The sequence below is a fragment of the Bacteroides sp. K03 genome (assembly GCF_019734355.1).
GTDB lineage: Bacteria > Bacteroidota > Bacteroidia > Bacteroidales > Bacteroidaceae > Bacteroides > Bacteroides nordii.
Genome location: NZ_JAASHC010000049.1, coordinates 1 through 22,695, shown reverse-complemented (window position 1 = coordinate 22,695; position 22,695 = coordinate 1). Strand labels below are relative to the sequence as shown.

The window sequence follows — 22,695 nt, the reverse complement described above, 5'->3', positions numbered from 1 at the left end:
CGCCCAGCGGCAAGGGGCGGGACCACCCGTCCCGACGAGCGTTGGTTTTCAGTGTTTACAAACATAGTAACTATTATCTTATAAAATCTCAATTCCTATTCTATAGCAAGACGACGTATACTCTGATTTTTAGAATCACCAATATAGATTGTTCCATCAGTATCTACCGCTACACCAAAGGGCTCATTAAACAAGGCAACCTCCGGAGTACCATCTTGATTCCCAGTCATGCCTGCCTGTCCGATTACTGTACTCACCACTCCATCTTGTGTTATTTTTCTTATCACATGATTATTCGAATCGGCCAGGAATAAATCATTCTCTGCTGTTAATATGATTTGGCGAGGTGTATCAAACAGAGCATACTCACAGGGACCATCGGCATATCCTGGCGTATTGATCATTCCGGCAAATAATTTATGTGCACCTGTTTTAAGATTATAGGTATAAATGCAATGTGCATTCGTATAAGCCAAATATAGAATATGTTCTTCCCCCTTTTGAGGACTAAACAAAATATAAGAATCACTACCATTCATCAATCCTGTAGCTGCCACTTGAGCATAACCGGTTTTCGGATCAAACTTCAATAGGGTTCCGTTTTTAGCACGTGTATACATAAATCCATCATACTTACACATGGAAAAAGAGTGTTTATAGTCAATAGAGAAGTCTTCCGTTGACTTACGCAAAGTCAATTTACGCGGAATCCACATATTATCCGATGAAAGTTCCCAATAATCATTTCCATTATCTGTTGGAATAAATGCGGTTTTACCATCTTCGGATATACAAGGCTGATTGAGGGGAGCCCCTGTATTCGGAATCAAAATTTGGCTTTTGTCTTCCCGTTCATTCACTAACACCACTTTATTTTGATCATAATAGTTGTTTATTTCGCGGCAACAAACAAATAAGTTATGATCCACATCAATCGCCAGATAAGTTACATACGGGAATTGAGTCTCAGCCATATTACCTGTTTGTACACCAGGAGCCCCTTTTACCCCACAAAGGGTAGTTACAGTTGTTTGGATGTGGTAAGTAAAATGTTCTTCAAATACCGCTTTATCACCGCCAATAGAAACTGTAATCACGCAATCTTCCCCCGGTTTACGCGGAGTGATTACATACAACTTATCACCTGTACTTTGAATTACAGCCGCTTTTGCTTCATTAAAATACACTTTGATTTTGCTTACATCAGTGCCAAAATTCTCACCACTAATGATCATTTGAGTCGCAATCCCTCCCTCTTTCGGGTAATAATCCGTTAATATGATCGGCTGATTTGGATCATATTCCTTCTTTTTGTTCTCATCATCTTTACATGAAGAGAACCCTGCCAGGAAGAGACACATTAACAGGGAAGTGAAAAAATTAATTTTACTACTCTTTTTCATATTATTATTTTTTAGTACTTAGAACTATTCATTTTTTATACAAATGATATATTTCAGCCTGGTGTTTGGGTAGGTTATAAGACAGTTTTCCCTCTTGTACTTTTACTCTGTTTCCTGACCAACATTCAATACCTCCGGATATTTTTTCCGGATCAATCCCAAGATCATTTAAAGTTAACTCACCCTCTTTTACTCCTTCATCATAATTGAAATAAGCAATATAATAGGCGTCTTCAGTTTCCAAAGTAAACAGATCGACCGAACGGTTGGAGCCTGACACTTTATGTCCATATGCCGGTCTAAAAGATCTCCCCAGGCGGACCACTGCGTTCACTCGTTCATTCACAGCATAAGTTTTCACCTTTTCTTGTGACATTTCCGTTCCTACATAACTTCCTTTAGTAGTCAGATTATCTCCGATCATAAAATAGCCGGTTACAGCTCCCGTAGTAATACGAGACATATTTTCTGCCTCACTACGATCGCCCATTACCAGATGATCCGGATCATTATAAGCATATACCCGATCCAGCCACCAGCCAAAAGACAAACTGTTCATCATATAATTGGTATGCCACATTTCACCCCAGGCATCACAACTCACACGCCGGGCATTGGCATATTGATACGGGAAAAGAGGAGCAATAGACTCTACGATAAACATATCATCACCGCAGCGCTCGCGCAGATGCTTCATTCCGTAATTGAAAGCTTGTGTACCGGTGGTAATGTCCTTATTGTAATACTTATCGGCTTCCACCATACCAGCAGTCAAAAAATCGAGTTTGAGATACTTAAAACCGGCAGCCTTGAACTTATCAATGAAAAAGTTAATCCTCGACAGCGTAGCCGGAGCTGTAGGATCCATACAACCGGCACCATACAGTTTCCGTTTCTGCCCATTCACTTTCAGATGAGACTGACTATACTTGTAGCCATTATTACCTTCAATATCCCGTTCATTGTCGGGAAACCAGTCATTGAATGGCGTCCAATAGATCCCCGGTATCTGCCCATTAGCAACACAATGCCGGGCAAAGTCTTCGAGTTGCTCCCAGTTCAGATTGTCCCAGTAAGAGTCCAAGCCTACAAACACAACTCCATCCGCACCAAAACCACCTTTACCCTGTAAATGCTCTTTCACAAAATCGGATGCGGAAAGGACGCCCTCATAATTAACATGCGTACTCATTCCTCCCCAACTGTTCCATCCAAAAGGAGTACCTTTGGTCCACTCACGTTTCGGAACGATAGCCGCATTCGTTTCTCCGAACTTCTCCATTCCCAAACGCCAGTCATCAAAAAAGCCAACGAACATTTTAGCTGATTTCACCGTTGTTTTCTTCAGATATCCATGCGGTTTTTCATCCCGTGTAGCAGAGTGACTTGCTCCACTATAACATTCTAATTTAGTAATGCTTCGATTATTACGTGATCCGGTCATTCGGATAGCCGACTTCCACGTATCATGTTCTACTGAACCAAGAACCAGACCAGCCTGAGTATCTCCATTAAATATAGAAGTAACTTCAAAAGAGATCGTATCGCGGGCTAATGGCCCGGGAGAATGCACTGCATCTATTGATTTAGACTGAGACAGCGGCAAAGAGCCATATGTTATAAAGCCATCATTATCAAAAGGGACAAACAGCAAACGGTTATTAGCACTTTGAGGTAAGAATTGATTATCGGAAGTGGTATAAAGCGGTGCAATATAATTGGTGGAAAGCATTTTTCCAGTAACAGAAGTAAGATAAACTTCGGTCATGAAGAAGTCTTCTTCAGGATATACATAAAAAATCTGATCTATTGTAGGAGCACCCTCTTTCTTATATTGTATAGCGAATTTACGAGCTGTGCCTATTACATCTACCACATTTTCTTCTGCAACAGTCACATTTGTATATTCAGAACTATTATAATAAACAGAAGAATTATTGAACCTGACAGACACATCATTCAGAATAGGTACGCCATTCTTCAACAAGTTCACCAGTCTGGTGTCTTTGTCTAAATTGATACTCCATTTTCCAATAGTAGTTTTTTCTTTAATACCTGCATAAGTGTTCCCCAAAAAGGCCATCTGAATAAATAAGATAGAAAGCGAATACTTAAATAGACATTTTAAATTATTCATAGATATAAGTTGAATTTAAAATTAACAATCGTTCCATTTCGTTAAGTCAAAGATAGGCGGTTCATGTTTCTCAAAATTGCAAAATACACGCAAAAAATATAAACTTCGTCCCAAACACACGCTCAAAGAAACCCTCTACAACATCTATATTACTTTATGAAACGAATACATCAATAATAGTTCCCGTTAATAATTTAAATCCACATTTCTAACAATCCATTTTAACAGTGAGTTAAAATACTATTTAAGCCACTGTTAAAAAGCATATTAACAATGACTTAAATAGTATTATTTATAATGCCATATATAGATCAATTAGCATCATTAACTAAAAGCTTTATAAGGCGAGTTTAAAAGTTCTTGATAATTTCCCTATAATACCAGATACCAGATATACCCCTTTCTCTAAACCACTATATACCCCGTTGCCATTTACTATCGTCCGCAAAATTTGTACACCAGATGTATTTATAATTTCGAGAAGAGTTTTATCTCCTACGTTATAATAAATATTACCATTAGCTGTATACACACATAAATCAAGAAGTGTATTCTCGCACACGCTACTTGCCAACGGATTAAAAGAAGAAAAAGCAAACCTTCCTCCTCTTTTTCCATTGTCAATAGCTTGTACTCCCCATTCATATTCTGCATCTTCATCTGCGATATACATTGAATAAGAGGTAGCCGTAATCTGCCCCGAGATTTCACCTACTTTGATAAATCCCGTTTGTAAATCGGCAGGAACTGTCATAAAGAACTCTTTCGATCCGGTTTTCTTTACATAAAGGTTATATTGCAATGTTTTCGAAGGAGTTACGTCATCCACAGAAGCATCCCAGGAGAAAGTAACCATACCCGTTTCTTTATTATAAGAACTCTTGAGGTTAGATGGAGCAGAAGGGGCCTCGTTGGGTGTGATACCCGCTGTCGAAGAGGTGTTCTGCCAAAGTTGGGTAGCACAACCTCGACTACAAACGTTATCCTGTGCCCATCCCATATTCCATGCATCAAGATAACCATCATTATTATAATCTACCAGATGGTTGTTACCGTGGCTGATACGATCGAAAGTCCAAGCCTGCCCTGTATTATAATAGGCCCCGCAAACTTTGAAATCGAAGTCTCCTTTATTCACATAAAGCCAGGTAGTAATGGCATGTTGTTCTCCATGTCCGCCTACCAGAATATCGGGCAAACCATCGTGATTAACGTCTCCAAAGGAAGGAGTCGCACCGTCTACACCTTCAAATCCACAGAAAAGATCGTTCAGCATTTCAAAATTACGATTTCCACAATTTCGGTATACATAAAAAGACTTTGCCCCCGAACCTTTATTACGGGAATAACCCGTCACTACAATATCCATATATCCATCGGCATCTAAATCGCACAACGAACAAGAAGAATCATTGGCCCCATACAGATATTGTTCATTCTCAGAGAAAGTACCATCCCCATTATTCCAATAAACATGTAAGTTACCCTCACCTGGCCCATAACCGGAAGATACGATATCCAACCAACCATCATTATCCATATCTCCAAAATGTACAGATCCTCTTGACAAACCCGGAAAAGGTTGTATCCCATCCAATGGAACTTCTTGTCTGATAAATCCCTTCCCTTTGTTGTTTTTATAAAGATAAACAACACGCCGGTCATGATGCACAATGGGAACCCCATTCTCATCTACCTTGCCATCGGGATCCATGTAGTCATCCAGCCCTGTTACAACCAGATCCTGATAACCGTCCTTATCGTAATCGCCCACTGAAACCCATTGACGCGATCGTCCGCCATCCATTGTGTTATAGATCGGAGTAATACCCATCTTATTTTCTGTCAGATTAGCTGCATTTACCTCTTCAAACAGATATTGTCCGTCTTGACCCTTTCCTTTATTCTCATATAAGAATGCAGCTATATCTTCGAGATTACTTGTATAATTCATTGACTTCAAACCGGGAACAAATAAATCCATCAGACCATCGTTATTATAGTCGAACCAAACCGGACAAGCATAATAACAAACATCAAAAGGACTCTCCAGACGGGCAAAACCTTCTTTACCGTCATAATCATATAATACAGAAACCTGTTGAGCTAAAGCTTTTTTAATGTGTACATTTTGTCCGGAATAAGCAATCTCCAGATAACCGTCATTGTCATAATCGCCCCACGCTACATTCGAACGGTCCGCTGTATGATAAAACTGCCCTTTGATTATGGAATTGCCTATAGGTTCTGCAGGAACAGGTTTACTCACTTTGGTAAAAATGGGCTCAACCGGATTACCGGGTATAGTGACTTCTGAATATTCCGGATCGGACAAATCATCATATATTTCCTTATAGTTAAAATCTTCCGTAGAGAAAACAGAAATACCCAAATCCATTATCTGCTCTCCACTTCCCTGTCTGCCTTCCACAGCAATTAAATTCCAACTGTTCGGTTTCAATGTCTGCCGGGCTTCATAAGAAATATCGAAAGGAATATAATTGGAGACAGAACCTTTCTTCGATGCTGCCCATACGCCGTTGATATAGATATGGATATCGTCATCATGATAAAGCTTGAAACGCATTTTTTCTACCATTTCCGGAGTAATTGCACCCAGATAGAACCAACGGCGCATATAAATCTGAGAAGTATTCCAGGGAGTTGAGATCAAATCTTTCGTGTTCCATAAAGCACTTCTTCCAAAAGCAGCTTCTCCCTGTGCCCATGCACGGTCGTCAAACTCTTTGGCAAACCATCTGCGGGGTACATCATCAGACGTTATATATCTCCATTTATATTTATGCTCTTGAGACGTGGAAATGATAGTTTGTACTTTCACTTCACTTCGAGGCATGTTAATACACTCTTCGATTTTTGCTTTCAACTCCCCGGTAGCAGAATAAGGCTTCAGAACACGACGATCATAAGTCAATATTCCGTTTCTCTCAATTTCAACATCGGATAATTGCGTATATACAGCCGCATTCAAGCCATAATAATAATAGTCCTTTATTTTATCAGCTAAACGATTGAATAAAACAGTAAAATCACCTCCGGTTTCTACAGTTGTGTACTGGAAATCACCTCCCGGCCAAACATGTCCTTGTACTTTCAAGGTAATGCCACCATACTCACCGCAAACTGCTGCACGGTTTCGGTCAAGCGGACAAGAAGGGTCCGGATAACTATGAGAGTCTTTGATATCTCCTATGTTAGCATCATTCCAACCACTGGCACAACAAACAAGAGTTTGACCAACCACACCTTGTACAATTTGAGTCATTCTTTCTGTATCAAATTGCCCCCATCCTTCATTAAATACAATCCATTGGATAATACTGGGGTGATTTCTAAAGGCCTCAATAATCCTTACCGACTCCTCTTGAAATGTCTTCTTAGCAAAATCTTCGTATCCGGAAGGCAGATTAGGACTGGGCAGATCCTGCCACACCAAAATCCCTTCCCGGTCACAATGCATATACCAACGGGCGGGTTCCACCTTTATATGCTTTCTAATCATGTTAAAGCCTAAAGACTTCATGGCTTTTATATCAAACAAGAGTGCTTCGTCACTCGGAGCGGTATATAAACCATCGGGCCACCAGCCTTGATCAAGTGGTCCCATCTGAAAAATCTGTTCTCCATTAAGGAAGACACGAGGAGTTTCGCCTACCTTTTTGACCTCTATTTTACGCATACCACAATAACTGCTTACCGCATCGGTCTGAACACCATCTTTTATAATAGTTATGTCAAGATCATAAAGATAAGGGTCATCCACTGACCATAAATGAGGATTCTCAATAGGTAATGTCAAGATCCGGCCCACTTTACCACCTGCCATAGTAGCTACCTTATTGCCTGCTTTATCCAACAGGTTGATATTTACAGATACGCCGGTAGTCAGAGAGGCACTCACGCTAACCTTCAAACAGGAGTTATCCACATCAGGACGTATCGTAAGAGATTCTATGTGAATTGAATTCACAGGTTCCAACCATACCGTCTGCCAGATACCACTCACCGGAGTATACCAGCACCCCCATTTATTCAATGCTTGCTTACCTTTAGGCTGTCCTTCACCACCTGTATTATCGTATGTATAAACAACCAGTTCATGTTCTTCCTGCTCATTAAGAGCCGAAGTTATATCAAAATAAAAAGGATCATATCCCCCTGTATGGCTCCCAACTTTAATACCATCTATGTAAACAATAGTTTCCCAGTCTACCGCGTCGAAATGAAGCAGTATATTTCTTCCTTTCATGGCTTCAGGAATCTTCAAAATACGTTTGTACCAATAACATTGACTATTACTCTCTTCCATAATTCCGGAAAGAGCTGATTCTATTGGGAAAGGAACTAATATTTTTTGATTAAAAGTAAAATTCGGATCGTAGTTTTCTCCTTTTACACCTTTTCGTAAATCCCAGATGCCATTCAGGTTCATCCACTCTTTTCTTGCCATCTGAGGCCTCGGATATTCGGGCAGTACGTTATTGACATCCATTGTTTCACTCCATGGAGTCATCATGGGAGCTTTCTTTATTTGCCACTCCTGAGCATTTATAACCAAAGCATTAATGAGACAAAACATTCCAATAATGAAGTGTTTTTGCATTACTTTTATTTTCATGTTATTAGATAAAAAATGAGGATGCCCATATCCGTATACGAGACACCCCCATGTTAGTTAAATTATTATTTATCTTACTTCACCAACAACTTAGTACTTTTCACAGCACCCTGTTTGTTGACAGCTTTCAATATGTACAAGCCAGAAGCAAAGTTACTGATTGTAGTAGTACCGGCTGGTAAACTCTTATTAGCTATTTGTACACCATTTACTGTATAGATAGCTATATTTACCTCTTCTGCAGAATTCACAATAACCTCATCGTTTACAGAGTATATATCCAACCCTTTAATGGATGTTAATGATTTAATACCTGTCGTTTCACCTACATTCGGATCCAGATACAGACCATAAATGTTGGCTCCGGCACTTTGAGGTAAGTTGTAAACAATATATAGGTTTTGTACTCCTTTAACCTCTTTCAGAAGTCCGGCAGTACCCTCTTTTATACTCCACGCTCCCGTTCCCTGGGCTCTGACTTTGGCAATTGGTTCATGATCGGCAAGTGCCGCGTTCAACTCTTCCGTATTTGTTATGTAACCCCATTTTATATCATCCAAATCTGTATAGAGGGAGAAGTTAGCCTCATCAATCGTGCCTAACCAATTCTTATCGCAAGAGTGATTAATGACTACTCTTTTGTATTCACCATCTTTGAAATCAACATCATAATAACAAACCACAACACCATTGGAAGTAAAACCAATATTGTTACCTTCACCACGGGCAGTAGCACTACCTGCAACTACAACTTTCCATTCCATCTCACCTGCAGCTGAGTCGCCACCTGATTCACCGGTTCCTTTAGTTACATATACCACAGCCTCCTCAGAGGGCAATACGTTTTCAAAAACAATACCGCATTGTGGATTCTCAAACCAAACCGGCTCTTTCACCAAATCTATTCTATGAAGATTAGTAGCATCTCCCCATTTTACAAACAGATAATGAGAACCTGTCACTTTTTTCAGTTGAGTAGCGATTGGAGTAAAATCATTCCACTTTTGCAGGTTAATACCCGACCAGGTTCTTGCAATCATATTTTCAGGTTTCACCTCATCAATATAGAACTCCATATATTCTCTGTATCTTTCACCATCATGACCGACAAAAGCAACTAATTGTTGAAATTCTCCATTCCCAAAATCAACTTTTTCAGTAGACTTAGCGATAAAGCCTTCTCTTACACCACCCCAACAATCACTATTCCCATCATATTTAGTATCTTTATAAGGATCTACTACATCCGGATCTTCCGGTATAGCTACAGCTCTCACAAATTCAGAAGCGCCAATAATGGTAGCATTTTCTTTATACTCAGGCAATTCACTTGGCCATGGCTGAACACCTTCGTCTGCTTCCGCAAAGGCCTCCTGATAAAACTTCACAGAACGTAAATTTCCATTCCCCAAACGGAAAGTCAACCAAACCTTCTGCTTACCGATTGGGCGTTCAAAATCTTCACTTTCTTTCATGTTGTATGCAAACATTTCAAAACAATGGTAACCATAGGTTCTATCAACTAACATTTCTGTAAACGGGACAGCCGTTTCCGATGTTTCTCCAGCACTGAGAACTACATATCTCTCAACTCCAAAATCGCCCCATCCCTGTGCAAATTCTACTCCAGTAGCTTTATAGGCATCTCCATCTGCCCCAAAATCAACCTCTCCCAAACCAACAATGGTCATGTTGCTTGTCTGCCCAACATTACCATAAACAATATCAAAGATGGCATCTTGAACCAGCTCAATGTTCTCATTCCCTTTCATTGTTTCAATCACTAAATCCTGAGCCAGTACAGGACCTGTTGCTAAAAGAGCTAAAGCCCCAATAAGTAATGTGTTTTTTCTCATTGTAAAATAATTTAAATTAAACATTTATTTGTGACCCAAGATTACAACTACTTCGGCTCTTAATTTTCCGGAAGCCTTCATAGTTACATACTTGGTTTTTTGCTAAAAACAGACTCCATTTTAATTGTTTACTAAAAACAGAGATATTGCCCGGAATCCCCTGTTCAGAGCCAATCATCTTTAACAATTTCACTGTTGACAAAAGTATGGCTTCCTTTTCTTTTTACATCGCACGATTATTTCAAAAAATAACAATTTGGTCACAAGGCTTTTTTTCTATACAACACATTCGAAACCCCAAAACATATTCTGGTAAAAAAATAGAAGTATATCCCAAACAGGAACAAAAAAAAATAATACGTTGGTTTCATTTTATAACGCATCCGTGTATAAGAAACCCGTACGAACCATTACTCAATCGCAGATACGACTAACTTGCTATTTTTTGAACCAGGCATTATTTTATTTATGGCTACGTTTGCACCAATAATTTAATTAATAAAAAGGTATGAAACAGCCGGTATTCAACACTTTCATCCTTCTCTCGATGTTATTGTTCAACATGTCTGGATATGCTTTGAATAACTACTATTTTAATATTATTAGTAGAGATAAAGGATTATCACAGACCAACGTTAAAGCAATCATTCAAGATAGTAATGGATTTATGTGGTTTGGAACTCGCAATAAGCTCAACCGATACGATGGAAATACATTTAAAGTGTTTGATTGTTATGATCATGTAGCACAAAAACAAAATAACAACATCTCTTCCTTATTTGAAGATAAAGAAAAACAGCTTTGGGTAGGAACTGATAATGGTGTTTTCAGACTAAATCCTCAAACCGGGAAATTCACTTATATGAATATACAAACGTCAGAAGGGATTACCATGACCGACTGGATATCTGATATAAAAGAGGACAAAGATGGGAATATCTGGATTGTAGTTCCTAATCAGGGATTATTCCGTTATCTTCAAAACAGTAAAGAATTAATGTTCTATGCATTTGGGAAAAAATCAGTTCCGGATCATGGCAATCCTCAAAGTATATGTATAGATCAAAGTAACAGAGTCTGGATAGGGACAAATGGAAAAGGAGTATATCTATACAATAAAAACACCAATCAATTCAATCAATATCTTGGAGATACACAAGGCAACACACTTGCCGGAGAAAATATTTATACAATGGCAGATGATGGTGAGTTTCTGATTCTTGGTATACACGAAGGTAAACTACGCAAGATTCATAAAAGGAAAAATACAGTTACTGATGTAAATGCACCGGAGATACACTATAAAATTATTCGTTGCATCACCAAATTAGGAAATCAATTATGGGTAGGTACCCAGTCTGGTATATATATATTAAATGAAGAAGGCGAAGTATTCAAGATATACAATGATCCGATGTCTAATTATTCACTTTCGGACAATCAGGTGGGAAAAATCTATCAAGATCGGGAAGGGGGTGTATGGGTTGGAACAAATGCGGGAGGAATCAACTATTTATCAAAGTCAGTTCTCAAATTTACCCGTTACATCCCACTGAATAGGAAAGAAACAATCAGCAGTAAACGTGTACGAGAAATCATTGAAGATAATGACCAGAATATATGGATAGGGACAGAAGATGCCGGAGTTAACATTTTTTCTCCGGAAAAGAAAACATTCAAAAAGATAGGGAGAGAAATGAGTAAAGATTTAACATCTGATCAGACTCTGAGCTTATTGAATACTAATGGAAATATTTGGGTTGGTTTATTCAAAAACGGATTGGATGTTATTTCTTCGAAGACCTACAATATACAACATTATTCAGGAAATCAGTTAAGATTGAATGAATCCAGTATTTATGCCTTGTGTGAAGACAAATATGGTAATATTTGGTTAGGGAACGGCTGGGGAGTTTATAAAGGCAATAAAGAGACAATGGAGTTTGTCAATGTAAAAGAATTCGGTCTGTGCTATACTTATGATATTATTGAAGATTCTAATGGTAATATTTGGGTAGCAACTATGGGTAATGGCGTATATAAATACAATCAAGAATCGCAGAAAACAGAGCATTATACCAATCAAATTAATGTCAAATCCTCTTTGAGTTCCAATTCGGTGAGTAACATTACGGAAACAAGTAACGGAGATATATGGTTCGCTACAGACAGAGGAGGTATTTGCAAATATAACAGCAAAGAAAACAATTTTCATAAAATTTCTTTAGCTGAAGGGCTACCGGATGATAGTGCATATAAAATAGTAGAAGATAAAAATGGTTATTTATGGTTCGGAACTAACAATGGATTGATACAGCTAAACCCACAGGATTATAGTATCAAAATGTTTTCAACAAACAATGGCCTACCCAGTAACCAGTTTAGCTATAAATCGGCCTTAGCCAGCAGCACAGGAGAATTATTCTTCGGGACAGCAGAAGGACTCATCTCTTTCTTTCCGGAAAAGATGGAACAAAACCACTTCATCCCACCTGTATACATCACATATATCAATTATAAGAACAACAAATCAAAAGACAAGGAAACGAACAGCGAATTCCTGAAATCAGGACCAATCACATTACAACATGATCAAAATAGTATTGAGTTAGGCTTTGTTGCCTTAAGCTATGCATGTCCAACCGCTAACCAATATGCATACAAAATGGTAAACCTTGACAAAGAATGGATATATACCAAAGATAGCCAAAGTGCAAACTATACTAATCTTTCGCCGGGAAAATATAAATTTATTGTAAAAGCCTGCAACAATGATAACGAGTGGAACAAAGAGGGTGCATCCATTGAAATCATCATTCTCTCTCCGTGGTGGAGAACCTGGACTGCCTATTTTTGCTATGCTATTATAATTATTATCTGTATTTATCTGGCAAGCAAATACTACACTTATGTACATAGGAAAAAGTCATTAGAAAAACAACGTTTATTTGAAAGCGAAAAAGAGAAAGAACTATATAGTTCTAAAATTGATTTCTTTACCAATATCGCTCATGAAATACGAACTCCACTGACGTTAATCAACGGTCCTTTAGAATCATTAGTAGAAATGGATATTAAAGAGCCCAACATTAAAAAGAATGTTCAGCTTATGCAGAAAAATATATCTGAACTGCTTACTTTAATCAATCAGATTCTGGACTTTAGAAAAATCGATGCCAATAAAGTCACCATGAATCTTGTTGATAGTAATATATCAGTCATTGTCAATGAAGTCTATCAGGAATTCCTGCCTATGGCATTATCTATAAATAGAATAATCGGGATTGATATGCCCGAACAAGACATCTATGCGCAGATCGACCGGGGTTCTTTCATCAAAATCTTGAATAATCTATTTTCAAATGCAATCCGATATTCAGATAGAAATATCAGCATAAAACTTGAGGATACAAGTAAACATTTCCATCTGACAATAAAAAATGATGGTGAAATAGTACCCTCTGAGATGGAAGATAAAATATTCGATCCGTTCTATCAATTGAAAAAAAATGCAAATATAAATGCCAGTTCCGGCATAGGCTTATCTTTAGCCCGATCACTTGCAGAATTGCATCATGGTACTTTAAAATACAAAAGTGCAAATAATCTAAATATATTTACGTTAGTTATACCAAAAGGTGAAGTATTGAAACAAGATAAAGAAATCGATTTGTTTAACGATGATTTTATTGAGCCGCCATCTAAACAGGAGACCATTTTAATTGTAGAAGATAATATTGAATTATTGTCATTTATGACAGAAAAGCTGAACTCCAGCTTCTCCATAGAGAAAGCGACAAATGGTGCCGAAGCATTTGATATTATTGAAAGAAAAAATATCGATATTGTAATTACAGATATTATGATGCCTATAATGGATGGTTTCGAACTCTGTAAGAAAATAAAAACAGATATTGAATATTGTCATATACCAGTTGTTCTATTAACAGCCAAGAATGATTTGAGCAGTAAAATCAGAGGACTTGAAACCGGAGCAGATGCTTACATTGAAAAACCTTTCTCATTCAAATATCTGATAACCCAACTGAGTTCACTGCTGGAAAACAGAAAAAGAGAAAAAGAGGCATTCATCAAAAAGCCTTACGTTACATCTCATTCAATAGGATTATGCAAAGCTGATGAAGAATTAATAAATAAGATCATTGGCATTATTGAGGAGAATATAACAGACTCAAACTTTGGTGTCGAACGCCTGTCTGAAATTACTAATATGAGCCGGTCAAGCCTACACCGAAAGATCAAAGCCCTTTCCGGAACATCGCCTACCGACTTTATCCGACTCATCCGGCTTAAAAAAGCTTCTGAACTGATAGCCGAAGGGCACTATCGTACAGGAGAGGTATGCTACATTGTCGGAATAAATTCCCCCTCCTATTTCATCAAATTATTTCAGAAACAATTTAATATGACCCCCAAAGAATTTGAGAAGCAGCAAAGGATGACAAACACAAATGATTATAACATAAATTTAACAAGATGAAAGGAACAAGTTTTTTTCTATTAAGCCTGATTTTAATTGTATTTTACTCATGTGGTTCATCAAAAACGATTCGTTCAGGAGAAATATGGACAGATACAGACCAAAACATGATTAATGCACACGGAGGAGGAATCTTATATCACAATGGAACCTATTATTGGTATGGTGAATACAAAAATGACTCGACTTACCATGCACCCGGTGTAGAGTGGGATTGTTACAGGACAGAGGCGGGAGGAGTAGCCTGCTACTCTTCCAAAAATCTGCAATCGTGGAAGTTTGAAGGTATCGTATTAAAACCTGACATGACAGATCCGACATCCGACATCCATCCATCTATGGTCATAGAACGTCCCAAGGTAATCTACAACGATAAAACAAAGAAGTTTGTGATGTGGATGCATATTGACAACTATAATTATTCGAAGGCCGCAGCCGGAGTGGCTATATCAGACAGCCCGACAGGAAACTTCCAATATTTACACTCTCTCCGTCCCGGTGGAGAAGAAAGTAGAGATATGACCCTGTTTAAAGATGAAGATGGAAAAGCATACCATATCTATTCAACCAAAGGTAACTCCACTTTATTCTTCCATTTACTTTCAGACGATTATCTGACACACACAGAGATATATAAAGCTGCTTTTTCCGGAAAGTACAGAGAAGCCCCAGCCATCTTTAAAAGGCAAAACAAATATTATCTGATTACTTCCGGATGTAGTGGATGGGACCCTAATGAAGCAGAATATGCAATCGCAGACTCCATATTGGGCGAATGGAAAACAATGGGTAATCCCTGTATCGGAGAGAATGCAAATAAGTCATTTGGAGGACAAAGTACATTTGCCATATCAGTAGATCCAAAGAAAGATAAATATATCATAATGTTTGACAGGTGGAATAAACTGGACTTAATAGATTCCAGATATATTTGGTTACCAATTAATTTCCATCCGGAGGGAATAAGCATAGAATGGAAACCTGAATGGTCCTTCAAGAAATAGCAATACATAAAATCATCTCTTAAATTTTATATTATGAAACTGAAACTATTATTAATCGCATGTAGTAGTTGCCTCAGCATAGTATTACATGCTCAGACTCCAGGAGACATTGAAAATGTCAGATTTGAATACATGGAAAAACCTGTACTATTGAGTGTCGGTGGAGATCCATTGGACTTTGCCCATGCCACATATACCAACATGGCATGGGGTGACTATAATAACGACGGAAGTCTTGACCTGTTCTACAGTGATAAAAATAATCATGGCAGTGCAACGAAAACTCAGGAAAGCTTCTATCAGAATAACGGAGATAGTACCTTCACCAAACTAACCTCTCCATTTGCCTCCACCGCTTTTTCGTGTCCGGTATGGTTTGACATGAACAATGATGGACTTCTGGATCTATTTATTCCCGGGCTAAGTGATTGGAATTACCAATGGAATGATTTGAGTACTCGCCTCTCAACAATACAAGCACGTTTATATATCAACCAGGGAGTACAGACTAACGGCACATACAAGTTTCAAGAGATACCAGTATCAGAATCAGGATTAATACCCATATTCAATGGAAAAACCGGAGGGAAAGGGCACAATTGGGCAGTGGCAGGTGACTATGACAATGATGGATATACCGATTTGCTCGTCACAGGTTTCGATGAAAAAGAAAGATCGAATCGAGATGATTATGAAGACGCAGTAAGAGTGGTGTATTTATTCAGAAACATAAAAGGAGAATCTTTCGAACTTCAGAAAACACCTCTAAACGGCAACAAACCTTTTCATGGAACGACGGACGGAAGTGTGTGTTTCGTCGATCTGGATAATGACGGCTGGCTGGATATCGTTTCTACCGGATATGGTTATTCAAGAGAATCTGAAATGCATGTTTATTGGAACTTGCAAGATGGTACATTTACAGAATCGGATTTTAACTTTGATACAACCACTAACTCCTCATGTGATGTATGCGATTTAAATAATGATGGTTGGGCAGATATTATCATGACAGGTGTATATTTCAATAACAACCAAAAAAAATTCTACATATATAAGAATAAAGGAAACCGCAACTTTGAAAAGATAGAGAAGAAACAACTGCTCCCCATAGACGGAGGGCAGCTTTCATTCGGTGACATCAACCATGATGGGTGGGCCGATATGCTGGCAGGTGGTCATAACGGAACTTACGAACATACCACCTGGCTCTATATAAACAGAGGGAATTTCAATTTTGAGCCTATAGCATGGTACAATAAAGAGAATTACGGCTGGGCATTTCCGAGAGTTACCCATGGAAGTGAACAACTGATCGACATTGACAATGACGGCCGGCTGGATGCATGGATTTCAGGATGGTCAAAAGACGCTTGCAATTTGGGTTGCAATACTGAACTCTGGAAAAACACCTCTAATGTAAGCAAGAATGAAGCTCCGGGAACACCCCAGAATTTAAGAGCCAGTTTGATAGAAGGTACTAACCTGCTTTCCTTATCGTGGGATCCCGCCACTGACGACATCACCCCTCAAAGTGCATTACAGTACAACATTTATCTAAAAAAGAAAGATTCCGGGACATGCTATATGACGGTACCGGCAGATATATCTTCCGGCTTTATCAAAGTAGGTCGCATTTCGGGCCAGCTCACTCAATGTTCATACAAAATAAAAATAGAATCCAATGGTGTATATGAATGGGGAGTACAGGCCATAGATAATGGAAAACGAGGCAGCCTCTTTGCAAAATCCACACTAACGATTGACCAGGTTAGTGGAATCACAAGTCAGGAAGAAGAAGCTATCTTTATCCATAGCAAGGGAGAATCAGTATACTATTCAATCAAAGGAACGGGAGATATAACCCTATTCAAAACTGACGGTAGCATTGTGTATCAGAATCAAATCCAGGAGGCCGGGAGCATCACTTTACAGGAAAAAGGTACCTATATCGTCATGATCAAAACAAATTCAACTATAAAAAGGCAGAAGTGCGTTATTCTATAACCCAATTCAGATTCTCACTATATGGAAAAGAAATATTTATTACTCGCATGCGTTGCCCTGTTCGCCCAATTACATGTATATTCAAAAGAGCAACAATCCATTAATTTAGGAGACACTCCATGGAAATTTTCTAAAGTAATCCGGCAAGAAACAAACTTAGCCAAGGACGCAAGTATTCTTTATGGATTGCAAAAAGTGTCAGAGATAAATGACGATGATATTCATACGGAATGGAGAGCAGATTATTCATCAGAAAAACATCTATTCATCGATCTGCATGAAAAGAAACAGCTTAAAAACGTCAAACTAATATTCAAGGGAGATCAGACACGGTTTGCCACTGTGAAAATGGAAACCAGCCTTAATAACGAAGATTGGTATCCGATAGCAGAAGGTACAGTAAAAAGAGCATGTGACCTTCACAAAGAAGGTGACATATCCAATGTGAACAATACAGTAGGTTATTTTGAAAAGGTAACATATACCTACCTCTCCATCCCTGTTTCGGCATCCTGTCGATACATCAGGCTGACAATTCTAAGTTGTCAGTCTGAAAAGAATGAAGAGTTACCGAAGTGTATCAGCGAACTTGCCATTTATCCGGTCGAAAACAATTATTCAGACCAGGAAATAGCAGGTTTGGCATTTAAAGACGATCAATGGGAATCGGTCGGCATTCCTCACTGTTTTAATGAACGCGATACCTACTTGAATGCCAGTACAGGTGAGCGTTGCTGGAGAGGAGAAGCCTGGTACAGAAAAAAAATAGGCTTCAGCAAAAAAGACCGGGATAAAGAAATCTTCCTTGAATTTCAGGGAATAAACTTCGCGGCTATTGTTTTTATTAACGGACAGGCCATCCCTGGTAGCACACAAGTAGAGCATCCGGGTATAGTCACTCATGTAGGTAGTGCCCTCCCCTTTGTTGTGAATATCACAAAATATATAAAATGGGATACGGAAAATCAGATAGCCATTAAAGTCTCTAACGCTAAAAACACATTCTTTACCTGGCCGGAGTTCGGTACGAATGAAGGCTTCGGACAGGCTATGGGTGGGATCGTTTGCCCGATATACATGCACAAAAAGCATAAAATACATATTCCATTCAACCGCTATTCTCCATTAAAGAAATGGGGTACTTATTTGGGGACAGTATCGGCTACACCTCAAAAAGCAATGATACGTTTCCAGGTGAATGTTGACAACACTACGGATCAAGAGCAGGATATTGAGTTACGCACTTATTTGCAGGATCAACAAGGACACACCGTATTGTCCTTCTCCGACAAGCAAAAGGTATCAGCCCGGAAAACCAAGTTGTTTGATCGTACAGAATCTATTCAGAACCCTCATTTATGGTACCCCGTTGGTTGCTCCGGTACTCCGTACTTGTATACGGTATTGAATAAAGTATACGTAAACGGCAAATTAGCAGATAGCCAAAGCGAGCCATTTGGAATAAGAGAAATTACTTGGGATGAAGACTACTGCTATGTGAACGGAGAAAAATGTATTTTACGAGGTTTCGGAAGCAGAAACATATATCCGGGATTAGGAGCTGCTGTCCCCGCTGCTTTGCAATGGCAAGATATTGCCCTTATTGCCCAGTGTAGAGGTAATACATTGCGTGTAGGACATCAGCCACCTTTCACAGAAGCACTCAAAGCTTGTGATGCTTACGGGGTTTTACTAATTGTAAACAGTGGAGACGGAGAATGGTCACTAAAGAATGAGCCGGCCAAAACATATAAACGGGAGTATGACCGGGAAATGATTGTGGCCTTCCGTAATCATCCGTCTGTCGTTATTTGGGAATCGAATAACGGCTTGGCATACGATGGAGATAAATACCTACCATCACATACTCTCAGCGAAGTGAAAGCATGGGATTATATACAACCCCGGCTGGTTCTTAATCGTGACGGTTATCCTCCTGAATGGGATGAGAAAGAGCCCATTGTGATTGGTTATACCAATCGTTATGAAAAAGTAAAAGGACGTCCGTCACTAAACACAGAGGTTTATGGTGCCAACTGGAGTGGACTTCCGAGTTGGTGCATCGCACGGTTTGATTATAATAACGAGAAGGAATTTTCAATGGATTACATACGAAACTATTTCGATAATCTGGACAATCAGGCTTGCGGTTGGATTGACTGGATGCTGGTAGAAACTTACGGTGAAGGTTATACAATCTATCTGAATGGAATGAAAAATCAGAAGAGCCTGGGTTCATGCGCAATGGATGGAAACCGTTTTCCTAAACTGAAGTACCGAATCTACCAAAAAGCACTTTGGGTACCCTATTCTCAGCAACCGGGAGTTGCACTCCAAAGCCACTGGAATTATTCAGGTATTCAAAATATTGATGCCTGGAGCAATTGTCCCTACGTCGAACTATTTATCAATAAAAAGTCGTACGGTATTGTTGAGCCAGATCAAAGAACCCGCCAATGTACATGGAGAGATATCCAATGGGAACCAGGTACCGTAGAAGCCGTAGGTCTTGATACGAACAAATACCCTGTTTGTTCAGAGAAAATAGAATCTTCCGATAAGCCCTATGCCATAGAAGTTACAATCGAGAAGCCTGTGGCCAAACCCTCCGGAGAAGAATTTATCTTGAAAGCAAATGCTTCCGACGCTTTCATTGTTACAGCCAAAGTAGTCGATAAGTCAGGACACTGGTGTCCATGGGCCGATAACCTGTTGAAGTTTGAAGTTGAAGGCGAAGGTATATATAAAGGTTCCTATAATTTCTATGTTACCGAAGGTAAAGAATTATCCTATCACGCCCCCGGAGATACAGAATTACAGGCAGAAGGAGGACTTATGAGAGCAGCTGTACGTACTACTTTTAAACCGGGAAAGATAAAAGTAAAAGTGAGTTCGGATGGGTTAATCTCAGGAGAAAGCATAATTAAATCAAAAAAAATCAGACATTAATTCCCTGACAATACTATGATGAAAAAATATTTTTATGTTGCATGTACTTTATTATTAGTGGGGTGTATGACTTCTCACCATTCGTCTGAAAATAAAACGAACAGAATAAGGAAAGAAACGATTGACAGTCTGGCTCCCAATCCCTTTATTCGACATATGTACACAGCCGATCCATCTGCCCATGTCTGGGCAGACGGCCGCTTGTATGTTTATGCCTCGCATGACATAGATCCACCTCAGGGTTGTGACCTGATGGACAGATATCATGTTTTTTCGACCGACGATATGGTGCACTGGAAAGATCATGGAGAAATACTGAATGCTTCTCAAGTGCCATGGGGACGTAAAGAAGGCGGATTCATGTGGGCACCGGATTGTGCTTATAAAGACGGTACCTATTATTTCTATTTCCCACATCCCAGCGATACGTATACAAACAATAGTTGGAAAATAGGAGTAGCCACCAGTAAAGAACCTGCTGCCAACTTTACCGTTCAGGGATATATCGAAGGAATGGACCCAATGATAGATCCCTGCGTGTTCACGGATGATGACGGCCAGACTTACATATATAATGGCGGAGGTGGAACTTGCAAAGGGGGTAAACTGAAGGACAATATGATGGAGTTGGATGGTGAAATGAAAATTATGGAAGGTTTAGATGATTTCCACGAAGCTACGTGGATACATAAATACAAAGGAAAATATTATCTTTCCTATGCTGATAATCACGAGCCCAATGGCAATGATGGCATGAATGGTTATAATTGCATGCGCTATGCCATAAGTGACAACCCTTTAGGACCGTGGAAGTACATGGGTGTCTATATGGAACCTTCCGATTGCTTTACCAATCAAGGTTCTATCGTGGAGTACAAAGGGGAGTGGTTTGCTTTCTATCACACGATATCCTTATCCAACAATCCTGCGTTACGTTCTATTTGTATAGATAAGTTGTATCATAACGAAGACGGCACTATCCGTATGGTAAAACAACGCAAATAATGTATGTGACAATAACTATTATTTCTATTCTATTAAACAAAAAAATATCGACACCCATATTTATGAAAAAGTATTTTTATATTATATGCACTTTATTATTCGCGGGATGCATAACCTCTCATCATTCTTCCGAGAAGAAAAATGCAGGAAAAGCAACAATCGATAGTTTGGCTCCCAACCCCTTTATCACACACATGTACACGGCCGATCCTTCTGCACACGTCTGGGCCGACGGACGTTTATATGTTTATGCTTCGCACGACATAGCCCCACCACGTGGATGCGACTTGATGGACAGATACCATGTCTTCTCTACCGATGATATGGTACACTGGAAAGATCATGGTGAAATACTGAATTCTTCCCAGGTACCATGGGGACGTAAAGAAGGCGGATTCATGTGGGCACCGGATTGTGCTTATAAAAATGGTACATATTACTTTTATTTCCCACATCCCAGCGATACGGACTGGAACAATAGTTGGAAAATAGGGGTAGCTACGAGCAAAGAGCCTGCTGCCAACTTTACTGTACAGGGATATATTAAAGGAATGGATTCGTTGATAGATCCTTGTGTTTTCATAGATGATGACGGCCAGGCTTACATCTACAATGGCGGAGGTGGAGTTTGCAAAGGCGGCAAGTTAAAAGACAACATGATGGAGCTGGACGGTGAAATGAAAGTCATGGAAGGTTTGGTAGACTTCCACGAAGCTACATGGATACATAAGTATAAAGGAAAATATTACCTCTCTTATTCTGACAATCATGACGACAACTGGAATGATGGCGTCAAAGGAGATAACCGTATGCGCTATGCCATTAGTGACAATCCTTTAGGCCCCTGGAAACACATGGGCATCTATATGGAACCAACAGATAGTGGTACTAATCATGGCTCTATTGTGAAATATAAAGGGCAATGGTTTGCTTTTTATCACAACAGTGCTTTGTCACAACACGATTGGCTACGTTCCATTTGTGTAGATAAGTTATATCACAATGAAGACGGCACTATCCGCATGGTGAAACAACACAAATAAGAGACTTGCGACACGCGTTTTGACAAGGGATATGCAAGAGTGTACATTATTACCATGCAAAAGTGTACATTATTATGGTTCTTCTTCAATTTAGTTGAAAAAGACATGTTCCATCACCATCTTAATTCTTAGCAACTCTAATCCTGCCCTT

General features: G+C 39.1%; 10 protein-coding genes. 6 read left to right on the top strand and 4 right to left on the bottom strand.

The features are described from left to right. Nucleotides 1-95 precede the first annotated feature (95 nt). The 4 genes from HCG69_RS20300 to HCG69_RS20285 form a co-directional block, all read right to left on the bottom strand. Nucleotides 96-1,403, bottom strand: a complete 1,308-nt coding sequence (locus HCG69_RS20300) for an IPT/TIG domain-containing protein (protein WP_221651538.1) — start codon at nt 1,401-1,403, stop codon at nt 96-98. 28 nt (nt 1,404-1,431) lie between these two features. Continuing rightward, nucleotides 1,432-3,540 carry a hypothetical protein gene (locus tag HCG69_RS20295; RefSeq protein ID WP_221651537.1) on the bottom strand — a complete coding sequence of 703 codons (2,109 nt, stop codon included), beginning with the start codon at nt 3,538-3,540 and terminating at the stop codon, nt 1,432-1,434. 337 nt (nt 3,541-3,877) lie between these two features. Further along, nucleotides 3,878-8,179 carry an FG-GAP-like repeat-containing protein gene (locus HCG69_RS20290; protein WP_221651536.1) on the bottom strand — a complete coding sequence of 1,434 codons (4,302 nt, stop codon included), beginning with the start codon at nt 8,177-8,179 and terminating at the stop codon, nt 3,878-3,880. 74 nt (nt 8,180-8,253) lie between these two features. After that, the gene (locus HCG69_RS20285; protein ID WP_221651535.1) at nt 8,254-10,035 is read right to left on the bottom strand and encodes a T9SS type A sorting domain-containing protein; all 1,782 of its coding nucleotides are present in this window, start codon (nt 10,033-10,035) and stop codon (nt 8,254-8,256) included. A gap of 508 nt (nt 10,036-10,543) precedes the next feature. Here HCG69_RS20285 and HCG69_RS20280 point away from each other — a divergent pair. The 6 genes from HCG69_RS20280 to HCG69_RS20255 all read left to right on the top strand — a co-directional run bounded on the left by HCG69_RS20280 (nt 10,544) and on the right by HCG69_RS20255 (nt 22,544). Next, on the top strand, nt 10,544-14,536 hold the full coding sequence (locus HCG69_RS20280) for a hybrid sensor histidine kinase/response regulator transcription factor (protein ID WP_221651534.1): 3,993 nt from the start codon (nt 10,544-10,546) through the stop codon (nt 14,534-14,536). Further along, the gene (locus HCG69_RS20275; protein WP_221651533.1) at nt 14,533-15,540 is read left to right on the top strand and encodes a glycoside hydrolase family 43 protein; all 1,008 of its coding nucleotides are present in this window, start codon (nt 14,533-14,535) and stop codon (nt 15,538-15,540) included. The genes HCG69_RS20280 and HCG69_RS20275 overlap by 4 nt, the downstream gene beginning before the upstream one ends. Before the next feature lie 33 nt (nt 15,541-15,573). After that, nucleotides 15,574-17,547: a VCBS repeat-containing protein gene (locus HCG69_RS20270; RefSeq protein ID WP_221651532.1), complete on the top strand. Its 1,974-nt coding sequence runs from the start codon at nt 15,574-15,576 to the stop codon at nt 17,545-17,547. Between the two features lie 21 nt (nt 17,548-17,568). Beyond that, nucleotides 17,569-20,496 (top strand): DUF4982 domain-containing protein, encoded by a 2,928-nt coding sequence (locus tag HCG69_RS20265; RefSeq protein ID WP_221651531.1) that lies wholly within the window; start codon nt 17,569-17,571, stop codon nt 20,494-20,496. An 18-nt stretch (nt 20,497-20,514) separates the two neighbouring features. Beyond that, the gene (locus HCG69_RS20260) at nt 20,515-21,501 is read left to right on the top strand and encodes a family 43 glycosylhydrolase (RefSeq protein WP_221651539.1); all 987 of its coding nucleotides are present in this window, start codon (nt 20,515-20,517) and stop codon (nt 21,499-21,501) included. Nucleotides 21,502-21,563: 62 nt separating this feature from the next. Continuing rightward, nucleotides 21,564-22,544, top strand: coding sequence for a family 43 glycosylhydrolase (locus HCG69_RS20255; protein ID WP_221651530.1), 981 nt, complete (start codon nt 21,564-21,566; stop codon nt 22,542-22,544). The last annotated feature ends 151 nt before the right edge of the window (nt 22,545-22,695 follow it).

Coding starts and splice junctions, on each gene's coding strand:
- HCG69_RS20300 (WP_221651538.1), bottom strand. CDS start 1,403: ATGAAAAAGAGTAGTAAAATTAATTTTTTCACTTCCCTGTTAATGTGT.
- HCG69_RS20295 (WP_221651537.1), bottom strand. CDS start 3,540: ATGAATAATTTAAAATGTCTATTTAAGTATTCGCTTTCTATCTTATTT.
- HCG69_RS20290 (WP_221651536.1), bottom strand. CDS start 8,179: ATGAAAATAAAAGTAATGCAAAAACACTTCATTATTGGAATGTTTTGT.
- HCG69_RS20285 (WP_221651535.1), bottom strand. CDS start 10,035: ATGAGAAAAAACACATTACTTATTGGGGCTTTAGCTCTTTTAGCAACA.
- HCG69_RS20280 (WP_221651534.1), top strand. CDS start 10,544: ATGAAACAGCCGGTATTCAACACTTTCATCCTTCTCTCGATGTTATTG.
- HCG69_RS20275 (WP_221651533.1), top strand. CDS start 14,533: ATGAAAGGAACAAGTTTTTTTCTATTAAGCCTGATTTTAATTGTATTT.
- HCG69_RS20270 (WP_221651532.1), top strand. CDS start 15,574: ATGAAACTGAAACTATTATTAATCGCATGTAGTAGTTGCCTCAGCATA.
- HCG69_RS20265 (WP_221651531.1), top strand. CDS start 17,569: ATGGAAAAGAAATATTTATTACTCGCATGCGTTGCCCTGTTCGCCCAA.
- HCG69_RS20260 (WP_221651539.1), top strand. CDS start 20,515: ATGAAAAAATATTTTTATGTTGCATGTACTTTATTATTAGTGGGGTGT.
- HCG69_RS20255 (WP_221651530.1), top strand. CDS start 21,564: ATGAAAAAGTATTTTTATATTATATGCACTTTATTATTCGCGGGATGC.